The 9,827-nt window shown below is 74.2% G+C and carries 9 protein-coding genes; 5 read left to right on the top strand and 4 right to left on the bottom strand.

All coding sequences use genetic code 11. The features are described 5' to 3' along the window. Positions 1-198: 198 nt before the first annotated feature. Positions 199-930 (bottom strand): TetR/AcrR family transcriptional regulator, encoded by a 732-nt coding sequence (locus tag AWW66_RS29955; RefSeq protein ID WP_067373491.1) that lies wholly within the window; start codon positions 928-930, stop codon positions 199-201. 91 nt (positions 931-1,021) lie between these two features. On the opposite strand from AWW66_RS29955, the gene AWW66_RS29950 reads away from it, so the two are divergent. Together AWW66_RS29950 and AWW66_RS29945 are read left to right on the top strand one after the other, a co-directional pair. After that, the gene (locus tag AWW66_RS29950) at positions 1,022-1,249 is read left to right on the top strand and encodes a hypothetical protein (protein WP_067373488.1); all 228 of its coding nucleotides are present in this window, start codon (positions 1,022-1,024) and stop codon (positions 1,247-1,249) included. 125 nt (positions 1,250-1,374) lie between these two features. Beyond that, positions 1,375-2,517: a sporulation protein gene (locus tag AWW66_RS29945; RefSeq protein WP_067373485.1), complete on the top strand. Its 1,143-nt coding sequence runs from the start codon at positions 1,375-1,377 to the stop codon at positions 2,515-2,517. Between the two features lie 134 nt (positions 2,518-2,651). On the opposite strand, the gene AWW66_RS29940 is transcribed toward AWW66_RS29945, so the two are convergent. After that, positions 2,652-3,050: a hypothetical protein gene (locus AWW66_RS29940; RefSeq protein ID WP_067373480.1), complete on the bottom strand. Its 399-nt coding sequence runs from the start codon at positions 3,048-3,050 to the stop codon at positions 2,652-2,654. 332 nt (positions 3,051-3,382) lie between these two features. Here AWW66_RS29940 and AWW66_RS29935 point away from each other — a divergent pair, with 332 nt between their 5' ends. Further along, positions 3,383-3,790 carry a hypothetical protein gene (locus tag AWW66_RS29935; RefSeq protein ID WP_067373494.1) on the top strand — a complete coding sequence of 136 codons (408 nt, stop codon included), beginning with the start codon at positions 3,383-3,385 and terminating at the stop codon, positions 3,788-3,790. A 150-nt stretch (positions 3,791-3,940) separates the two neighbouring features. On the opposite strand, the gene AWW66_RS29930 is transcribed toward AWW66_RS29935, so the two are convergent. Further along, positions 3,941-6,163, bottom strand: coding sequence for a HelD family protein (locus tag AWW66_RS29930; protein WP_157528148.1), 2,223 nt, complete (start codon positions 6,161-6,163; stop codon positions 3,941-3,943). A 292-nt stretch (positions 6,164-6,455) separates the two neighbouring features. After that, positions 6,456-7,616 carry a LolA family protein gene (locus tag AWW66_RS29925; RefSeq protein ID WP_067373475.1) on the bottom strand — a complete coding sequence of 387 codons (1,161 nt, stop codon included), beginning with the start codon at positions 7,614-7,616 and terminating at the stop codon, positions 6,456-6,458. Positions 7,617-7,709: 93 nt separating this feature from the next. On the opposite strand from AWW66_RS29925, the gene AWW66_RS29920 reads away from it, so the two are divergent. Both AWW66_RS29920 and AWW66_RS29915 read left to right on the top strand, forming a co-directional pair. Then, positions 7,710-8,366 (top strand): response regulator transcription factor, encoded by a 657-nt coding sequence (locus AWW66_RS29920; RefSeq protein WP_067373473.1) that lies wholly within the window; start codon positions 7,710-7,712, stop codon positions 8,364-8,366. Between the two features lie 80 nt (positions 8,367-8,446). Further along, the gene (locus tag AWW66_RS29915) at positions 8,447-9,814 is read left to right on the top strand and encodes a sensor histidine kinase (protein WP_067373471.1); all 1,368 of its coding nucleotides are present in this window, start codon (positions 8,447-8,449) and stop codon (positions 9,812-9,814) included. Positions 9,815-9,827: the final 13 nt, after the last annotated feature.

Genomic DNA, 9,827 nt, shown 5'->3' with positions numbered 1-9,827 from the left:
CGCACGGGCCAACGAAGGTGATCGACATCGGTGTTGCAACCACCGGTTGAGCCCAAGATGGGGGCCGAAATCTTCCAAGATCTTCTGCTGGGGTGATCCAGGCCGACAGTTGTTGTGGTGGCCTCGGGGTGGGTGCGTGGGGACTACTTCCTGGTAGTTGCGGGGCGCCCGTGAGGGCAGTCCGTGACGGGGCGGCGGTCAGCCGCGCTCGGGTGCCGGGGCGCCCGTCAGGATGGCGTCGAGGCCGTGGTCGAAGAGGTCGTCGTCGCTCCAGCGGTCGGCGTCCAGGTGGCCCGAGGCGGTGAGGGTCGGGTACGCGGTGGGGTCGGCCGTGATGTGCCGGCGGGCCGCCGTCTGCGCCTGCGGGGGCGTGGTCCGACGCCAGGTGGCCTCGGTGAGCGCGGCGCCGATCACGTAGTTGGCCAGCAGGCGGGTGGTCACGGCCAGCGGGAGACCGGTGTACCCGCCCCGGACCAGCGCCGACTGGAGGCGCTCGGTGCGGGCCAGGACGTTGGGGCCGAGCATCGGCCGGCCGATGAGGCCGGGGGCCCAGGGGTGCCGGAGCATGGCCGCGCGCCAGTCGCGGATCAGCGTCCGGACGGCGGCCCGCCAGTCGTCGGTGACCTCCCGCAGCGGTACGTCGCCGAAGATCCGGTCCACGGCCAGGTCGAGGACGTCCTCCTTGGTGCGGACGTGCCAGTAGAGCGCGGTGGGGGTGACGTCGAGGAGCTGGGCGAGCCGGCGCATGGTCAGGCCGTCGATGCCGTGCTCGTCGAGCAGGGCCACGGCCGCGTCGACGATGCGCTCCCGGCTCAGCGGGGCGGGGCGGGCGCGCGTGGCCTCGGCCCGTAACCACACCGAGCCGGGGTCGCCGCTGCGGCGGCCGGTCGACGCGGGCTCCGGCGGCTGGTCGAACTCCGTTTCCGTCACGCCCGGATTCTAGTACCCTGTGCAGTGGATTTAACGGTGTTAAGTCACCTGAACAAAGGTAACTCCGCGCGATGGTGAGGGAGGCGTCGCCATGCCCCTGCTGCGGATCGCGGTGGACAGCGACCGGGCCACCGCCCGCCGGGTGCTCGAGCTGCACCTGGCCGGGAAGGTCCACCGACCGTCCCGGGACACCGCCCGGGACGAGGTCTGGCGACGCGGGCGTACCCCGGCCGCCGAGCCGGTCTTCGTCGGCGTCACCAACGGCGCTCCGGTCCGGCTGCTCTACGACGTCCAGGTCCACTCCGACACGGTCCCCTGAGCGGGTGACGTTCGCGCGACCCACCGGGCCTGCTCACAGGCACTTCACAGGGGCTCCATTTAGGGTGCGGTAAGTCCGCGACCGGGTCCAGGGTGGAGCCCGGCGTCCTGCGCACGGGAGTTTCGATGGTCTTCAAGAAGATGCTCAGCGCGTTCGGTGTGGGCGGCCCGAGCGTCGACACGGTCCTGGCCAACCCGAACACCCGCCCCGGTCTCGCCCTCGACGGCCAGGTCAACCTGATCGGTGGGGACTCCCCCGCCAACATCGAGCACGTCACCATCGGCCTGGTCACCCGGGTCGAGGTGGAGAGCGGCGACACCGAGTACGCCGGCACCATGGAGTTCCACCGGATGACGGTCAGCGGGCCGTTGCAGCTCGCGCCGAAGCAGCAACTCGCCATCCCGTTCCAGCTCCCGATGCCGTGGGAGACCCCGATCACCGACGTGTACGGCCAGCGCCTGCACGGCATGACCATGGGCCTGCGGACCGAGCTGGCGGTGGCCCGCGCGGTGGACAAGGGCGACCTCGACCCGGTGGCGGTGCACCCGCTGCCGGTGCAGGAGCGGATCCTGGAGGCCTTCGTCGCGCTGGGCTTCCGGTTCAAGAACGCCGACCTGGAGCGGGGCCACATCCGGGGGGTCAACCAGACCCTGCCGTTCTACCAGGAGATCGAGTACTTCGCCGCGCCGCAGTACGCGCAGCAGGGAATCACCGAGGTCGAGCTGACCTTCGTCACCAACCCGCACGGCGTGGAGATCGTGCTGGAGTGTGACAAGCGGGGCGGCTTCCTCACCCCCGGGCACGACGTCTTCGGCCGGTACACCGTCTCGCACGCCGACGCCGAGCGCCCCGACTGGGTGCAGGTGGTCGACGGCTGGCTGCGGGAGACCACCTCGACCTACGGCAACCTGCGCGCGCAGTACGGCGCCCCGCAGGGGTACGGCGCCCCGGGCTACCCGCCGCAGGCCGCCGGCTACGGCCCGCCCGGGTACCCGGCGCAGGCCGGCTACGGCGCCCCCGGCTACCCGCCCCAGGCCGCCGGCTACGGCCCTCCGGGGTACCCGGCCAAGGGGGGCTACGGTGCCCCGCACGGGTACCCGCCGCACGGGCAGGGCCACGGTCGGCGCGGCGGCGTCGGGATGGGCGGCGTGGTCGCCGGGGCCGCGCTCGGCGCGGTCGGCGGCATGATCGCCGGCGAGATGATCTCGGACGCCTTCGACGGCGGTGACGAGGACTTCGGCGGCGACGACTTCGGCGGCGAGGAGTGACCGGCACCCGACGGTGACCGGTACCGGTGCCGGGCTGGGTGCCCGGCCCCGGTGACCGCCGTCGGGCGGGGCGACGAGGACGACGGCGGCCTCCGGGGGGTGTCCCCCGGAGGCCGCCGGCGCAGCGGGTGGTGTCAGTGGCGAGCCTTACGCTCCCGGCCGCTGCGGAAGTTGCTGCCGGCCTTGGCCAGGCCCCGGCTACCCAGGTACCCGATGGTCAGCAGCGTGATGAAGAACCAGGCCTGCGGGGCGCGGAAGATGTCCACGCCGGCCGCGTTCTGGCCGACCAACTGCGAGGCGGCCAGCACGCCCACCACGGCGGCGACGTAGACCCAGAACTCGGTGGTGGCGAACGCCTGCTTGGTCTCCGTGCCGGGCGACATCGCCGGCTGCCGGTGACCGTCCGGCATCGCCGCCATCGGGTGGGTCTGCGCCTCCTGCATGGCGCGGGTCTGTGCCGGGTCCATCGGACGGTTCGGCACCTCCTGCATGGACCGGTTCGCCGGCCTCGTGGATGCAGCCTGCGTGCTCATCTTGTCCTCCTCAAGGATGCGATGAGTCGTTCCCTGCGCTCCCTCGCCCCGCTGCCGTGTCCCTGCCACGGCACCGTCGACGTGCTCGGCGGGGGCACCCGCCGTCTACCCGCAGCCCCCGGGAAGGTAACCCCCCGCCTCCGGTGGTCTCCTCCCCGCCTCCGGCGGTGTTTGGAGGGGGCCCTTCCTCTACCGAAAGCGTTAACAGGGGGCCCTCCCTTGCACCCGGGGTGGGGTTTAGCGGCGGCCGGTACGGGCAGGCAGCGGGTCACCGACAGGTCTGCGAGGTGATCGTGGTGCGGGAGAACGACGTGACGCGGGACTCGACCTGGATGCGGGACACCGCCCGGATGCGGGAGTCGGCCCGACAGACCGAGGAACGGATCACCGGGGACGAGTTCGGCGCGGGTGCGCTCGACGAGGTCACCACGCCCCGGACCGACGTGTCGCGGGTGGCCCAGGAGGAGGACCCCGGCGACCCGGCGGACGTGCCGATCGACCCGGAGGTGCTGCGCGACGGCGGCCCGACCCGGGGGCAGGGGGCGGTGACCACCACCGGCGGCACCGCCGGCCCGGCCAGTGTCCGCCGGGTCGCCCGCCAGCCGGAGCGGCACCCCGGCACGGTGGCGCCGACCACCACCGGGGACGCCACCACCGGCGGCCTGAGCACCCCCGCCGGCGGCCCGACCAGCGACCAGTCCGCCTCAGCCAGCCAGGCAGGCGGCTTCACCGACGACTAACCCCCTCCCACCCACCCGCTCCACCCACCCCGCCCGTTGATCATGGAGTTACCGGCGGTCGAACAAGATCGGGTGTCCGCCAAGTCCATGATCACCGGGGCGAAGGGGGGGGAGGGGACGGGGGGAGGAGGAAGAAGGGCGCGGGGGGAGTTAGGGGGTGGTGGGGCGGAGGATGCCGAGGCGTTGGGTGGCGCGGGTGAGGGCGACGTAGAGGTCGCTGCGTCCTCGGGGCGACTCGGCGACGATCCCCGCCGGATCGACCACCAGGACCGAGTCGAACTCCAGGCCCTTGGCCTGGGCGACGGTCAGCAGCACCACCCGGCTCTCCAGCTCCGGGTGCTCACCGATCGCCATCTCGGGCACCTCCGCGCCCAGCGTGGCGCCCAGGTCGGCGACCCGGCCCTCGGGGACGATGACGCCGAGACGTCCCTCGGTCAGCTCGGCCGCCTCGCGGGCGGTCACCGCGACGAGGTCCGCCGCCAGCCGGTCGGGGGGGACGCTCCGGTCCCAGGGCGGTACGCCGCTCTCCCGTACCGAGCGGGGCGGGCTCAGCTCCGGGTCGATCTCGGTCAGCACCTCGGCGGCCACCGCCATGATCTCCGCCGGGGTACGGTAGCTGACCGTCAGCTCCTCCAGCCGCCACCGCTGGGCCACGTACGGCTCCAGCGCGTCGGCCCAGGAGGGGGTGCCGGAGAGCGCCCCGGTCTGCGCCACGTCCCCGACGATGGTCATCGACCGGCTGGGGCACCGGCGCATGAGCAGCCGCCAGGCCATCGGCGACAGCTCCTGCGCCTCGTCGACGATGACGTGCCCGAACGCCCAGTTCCGGTCGGCGGCGGCCCGCTGGGCGGTGGTCAGCCGGTCGGCCTCCTCCTGCCGTTCGAGCAGCCGGTCGGCGTCGATCAGGTCGGTGACGCCGAGGACCTCACCGCCGTCGGCCTCGTCCTCGACGTCGATGGAGCGGGAGCCCTTCCAGATCTCCAGCACGCCCTCGGCGTACTCCCGGTTCAGGACGCGGAGACGTTCCCGGCGGGCGGCGGCGGCGCGTTCGTCCTCCCCGAGCAGCTCCGCCGCCTCGTCGAGCAGCGGGACGTCGGCCGGCGTCCACCCGCCCGGCTCGCGGTGCAGCAGGGCCCGCTCGCCCTCGGTGAGCTGCGGCGCGGCGGTGGCGATCCGGTCCGGGTCGGCGAACAGGTCGGCCAGCAGCCGCTGGGGCGTCAGCACCGGCCAGAGCTCGTCCAGCGCCGCCCGGACCCCCGGCTCCTCGTGCAGCTCGCGGCGGATCTCGGCGATGTCGGCCGGGGAGAGCAAATTCTCCCCGCCCAGCGGGTCCGCGCCGATCCGCTCGGCCACCTGCGCGGCGAGCGCGTGCACGATCTCGATGTCGAACAGCGGGCGGGCCAGGTTGTGCGGCCGGCCGGAGCGGCGGACCCGCTCCCGGGCCGCCCGGCAGGTCTGCGGGTCGAGGTGCAGCACCTCCCGCTCGACCTCGATCTCCAGCGGCTCGTCGGGCGCCCACTGCCGGTCCCGCACCGCGGCGGCGAGCACCTCGGTCATCGCCAGCCGGCCCTTGACCGCCGCGGCCTCGGCCGGCTCGGTGCGCCGCGCGCTCACCCCGGGGAACAGGTCCCCCTGGGTACGCAGCAGCACGCCGGTCTCGGCGAGCGCCGGCAGGACCTGCGAGATGTACCGCAGGAACGTCAGGTTCGGGCCGACCAGCAGCACGCCCCGGGTGGAGAGTTCCCGGCGGTGGGTGTAGAGCAGGTACGCGGCCCGGTGCAGCGCCACCGCCGTCTTGCCGGTACCCGGGCCGCCCTGCACCACCAGCACGCCGGGCAGGTCGGCGCGGATGATCCGGTCCTGCTCGGCCTGGATGGTCTCGACGATGTCGCGCATCCGGCCGGTCCGGCCGGCGTTGAGGGCGGCCAGCAGGGAAGCCTCCCCGGTCAGCTCCTCGTGGCCGGTGGGGGAGGCGGTGGCGAGGTCGAGCACCTCGTCGTTGAGGCCGGTCACCTTCCGCTGCCGGGTCCGCAGGTGCCGCCGGCGGCGGATGCCCTGGGGGTTGGCGGCGGTGGCGAGGTAGAACGGCCGGGCGGCCGGGGCCCGCCAGTCCATCAGCAGCGGGTCGTAGTCGTCGCTGGTGTCGAAGATGCCGATCCGGCCGACGTAGTGCCGGCCCCCGTCCTCGGTGTCCAGCCGGCCGAAGGCCAGGCCGTTCTCCACCGCGGCGTACTGTTCGACCTGGTCGGCGTACATCCGTACCGAGCTGTCGCGCTGGGACCGGTCCTGGAGGGTGCCGCCGGTGGTGCGCAACGCCTCGGTGAGCCGGGTCGCGGCCTGCTCCCGCAGGTCGTCCAACCGGCCGTAGAGCATCGAGACGTACTCCTGCTCGCGGCCGATCTCGTCCGCGGACCGCAGCTCACCGGGATCGCCGGACTGCCTTGACAAGCCGTCTCCTTGGTAGCTAGAATTGGCGCAGGAATGGCATGCGCCATTCCTTTTTGTGTCTCTGAACTCGAAAACATACCGCGCCACTCTGCGCCGCACCAAGCTTTCCAGACCCCGCCGCCGGGCGGAAACCTTCCCGCCCCGTTGCCGGGCGCAGACGGACCGGGGGTCCGGGCCGGCAAGCCGGCCCGGACCCCCGGGTGGATCGTCGAGGCGGTCAGCCCTTGGCGACCTCGTAGAGCCGTTCCGGCGTCACCGCGCCGGCCAGCAGCCGTCCGTCCTCGGTCAGCAGCACGGTGACCAGCTTCGTGCTGAACAGCCGGCCCCGACCCCAGTCCCCGCTCACCTCGGGCAGCCCGCCCAGCAGGTCGGCCGCGCCGGACGGCAGGTCACCGGGCGACGTCGCGCCCGCCGCGCCGGGCCGTCCGCCCCGGTCCTCCCGGCCCGTCCGGTCGGCCTGGTCGGTCCTGACCACCAGCACGGTGGTCCAGCCCTCGCCGACGGTCCGTACGCCCTCCGGGGCACCGTGCGGGGCGTTCTTCGCCGCGTCCGCGCCGGGGGCCCCGGCCGGCTTCTCGACGGCCGGCTCCTCGGTGACCGTCGTACCGGGCGGCGGGTTGAAGGTGAACTGGTCCGCGTCGGGGCGGCGGAGGTCGATCTGGGTGAAGGCGATCTCGAAGGCCGGCCGGTCGGCGGCGTCGGCGAACACCTCGAACCGCAGCGGGACGTGCTCGCGCGCGTCGATGGCGACCCGGACCTGGTCGACCAGGGAGGCCTCGTCACGCGGCCGGAGCACCAACTCGTACGCGTCCCGCCCGGCGACCGTGGCGGACCGGCCGACACTGACCTCGGTACTCGGGTCGATGGCCGCCAGCGCCCGGTCCGCCGCCTCCTGCGGGGTCACCGGCAGGCCCGGCTCCACCTCCGTCGCGCCCGCCCCCGGGGTGTCGGCCGCCGGCAGCGTGCGGTGCGTGGCGGTCTTGCTGCGGCTGTCCCAGGTCCACAGGTCCCGGCCGTTGCGGATGATGTCCCGCTCGCCGAGCGTGTCGACCAGGGCGATCCGCTGCCGGTCCGGCCCGGAGTGCCAGACCCGCAGGGTGTGCGTGCCGGTGAGCAGGGCGGTCGGGTCGTCGCCCGAGCCGAGCAGGCCGGCCAGCGGCGGCAGGCCCAGGTCCGCCCGCTGCACGACGGTGCCGGAGAGCCCCTCCAGTCGGGCGGTCTGGAGATCGACCAGGAGTTGGGCCGCGCTGCGGGGCGGCAGGCTGGGCTCGGCCTGGGCGGCGAACGTGCCGATGGCGGCACCGCCGCCGACCACGGTGACGGCGGCTGCGGCCGGGACCAGCCAGCGCAGGACGGGACGACTTCTCAGGACGGACATGGTGGCACCTCCTGCACCCATGGTGCCCAATGACGGCTGAGAGCAGGCTGAGGGCGCACGATCGGGGTACGGCAGCAGTGGCACCCTGGAGGCGTGCGGTTGCTGGTGGTGGAGGACGAGGCGCGGCTGGCCGCCGCGTTGCAGCGGGGGTTGCAGGCCGAGGGGTTCGTGGTCGACGTGGCCGGTACCGGCCCGGCCGGCCTGGACGCGGTGCGCGGCGGCGGGTACGACGCGATGATCCTCGACGTGATGCTGCCCGGCCTGTCCGGGTACGAGCTGGTCCGGCGGATCCGGGCCGAGGAGCGCTGGCTGCCGGTGCTGATGCTCTCCGCCAAGGACGGCGAGTACGACCAGGCCGACGGGCTCGACTGCGGAGCCGACGACTACCTCACCAAACCCTTCTCGTACGTGGTCCTGCTGGCCCGGCTGCGGGCGCTGCTGCGGCGCGGGGCGCCCCAGCGGCCGGCCGTGCTCAGCGCCGGTGACCTGAGCCTGGACCCGGCCCGGCGCCGGGTCACCCTGGCCGGGGCGGAGGTCGCCCTCACCGCCCGCGAGTACGCGCTGCTGGCCTACCTGATCCGCCGCCCCGGCGAGGTGGTCTCCAAGATCGAACTGCTGGACCACGTCTGGGACGCCAGCCTGGACACCGCCCCGAACGCGGTCGAGGTCTACGTCGGCTACCTGCGCCGCAAGATCGGCCGGGACCGCCTGGAGACCGTCCGGGGCGCCGGCTACCGCCTCACCACATGAGCGGGAAAGGAAGGGCCCCCTCTTATCGCCTCCGGTATAGGAAGGGCCCCTTCCTAACCCTCGGGCTGCGGGCCCGGCTGATGGTGATCGGGGTGCTCGGGCTCATCGCCGGGTTCGCCGCCGGTGGGGCGATCCTGCTCGGCGTACTCAACTGGACCCTGCACCGCACCGTCGACGCGGAGGCCCTGCGTACCGCGGACGCGGTCGCCCGACTCGCCGCCGAGGACGCCCTGCCCGACCCGCTGCCGGTGGCCGGCGGGCAGGCCCGGGTCCAGGTGGTCGACGCCCAGGGCCGGGTCCGGGCCGCCTCGATCGACGCCGACCGGCTGGTCCCGATGCTGCCGCCGGACCAGTTCGACCGCAGCGGCCAGCACCGTGCCGTCGTCCCCGGGCAGCGGCTGGGGCTGGAGGGGCCGGTCCGGGTGGTCACCGTGCCGGCCGGCACCCCAGCGGACCCGCTCACCGTCCTGGTCGGCCGGTCGCTGACCGACGTCCGGCACAGCACGGAGATCGTCCGTACCATTCTCCTGGTCAGCTTCCCCCTGCTGGTGGCGCTGCTCGCGGCGGTGGCGTGGCGGGTGGTCGGCGCCGCGCTGCGCCCGGTGGAGGCGCTGCGCAGCGGGGCGGCCGAGATCACCGGCAGCGCCGGCACCGGACGGCTGCCCGTACCCGCGTCGCACGACGAGATCCACCGGCTCGCGGTCACCCTCAACGACATGCTCGACCGGCTCGCGCGCGCCCGGGACCGGCAGCGGGCGTTCGTCTCCGACGCCGCGCACGAACTGCGCAGCCCGCTGACGAACATGCGTACCGAGTTGGAGGTGGCGCAGCGGCTCGGGGACCGGACGGACTGGCCGGCGGTCGCCGCCGACCTGCTCACCGACACCGAACGGCTCAGCCGGCTGGTCGACGACCTGCTCCTGCTGGCCCGGCTCGACGAGACCACCCCGCCCGGCCGGGCCACCGGGCCGGTGGAACTGGGCGCCCTGCTGGCCACCGTCGCCGGCCGGTACCCCTCGCCGCCGGTCGAGGTGACGCCGGTACCCGAGCCGCTCTGGACCGTCGGCGACCCCGACGACCTGCACCGGATCCTGGCGAACCTGGTCGACAACGCGGTCCGGTACGCCCGCCACCGGGTGGTGCTGGCCGCGCTGCCCCAGCCCGGCACGCCGTACCACCTGGTGACGGTGACCGACGACGGGCCCGGCATCCCCGCCGCGAACCGGGAACGGGTCTTCGACCGGTTCACCCGGCTGGACGACGCGCGGGCGCGCGACGCCGGCGGCGCCGGCCTGGGCCTGGCGATCGTCCGCGACCTGGTCCGCCGCGCCGGCGGCACGATCGCCCTCACCGACCCCGACCCGACGCAGCCCGCCGACCCGTCGACCGGCCCCGGCCTGCACGTCCGCCTGTGCCTCCCCCACCTCCCCCACCCCGACCAAGACTGACCCACCCCACCCC

It is taken from the genome of Micromonospora rosaria, from assembly GCF_001567585.1.
GTDB lineage: Bacteria > Actinomycetota > Actinomycetes > Mycobacteriales > Micromonosporaceae > Micromonospora > Micromonospora rosaria.
The sequence above is the reverse complement of the archived record's forward strand: the minus strand, read 5'-3'. Positions and strand labels throughout refer to the sequence as shown.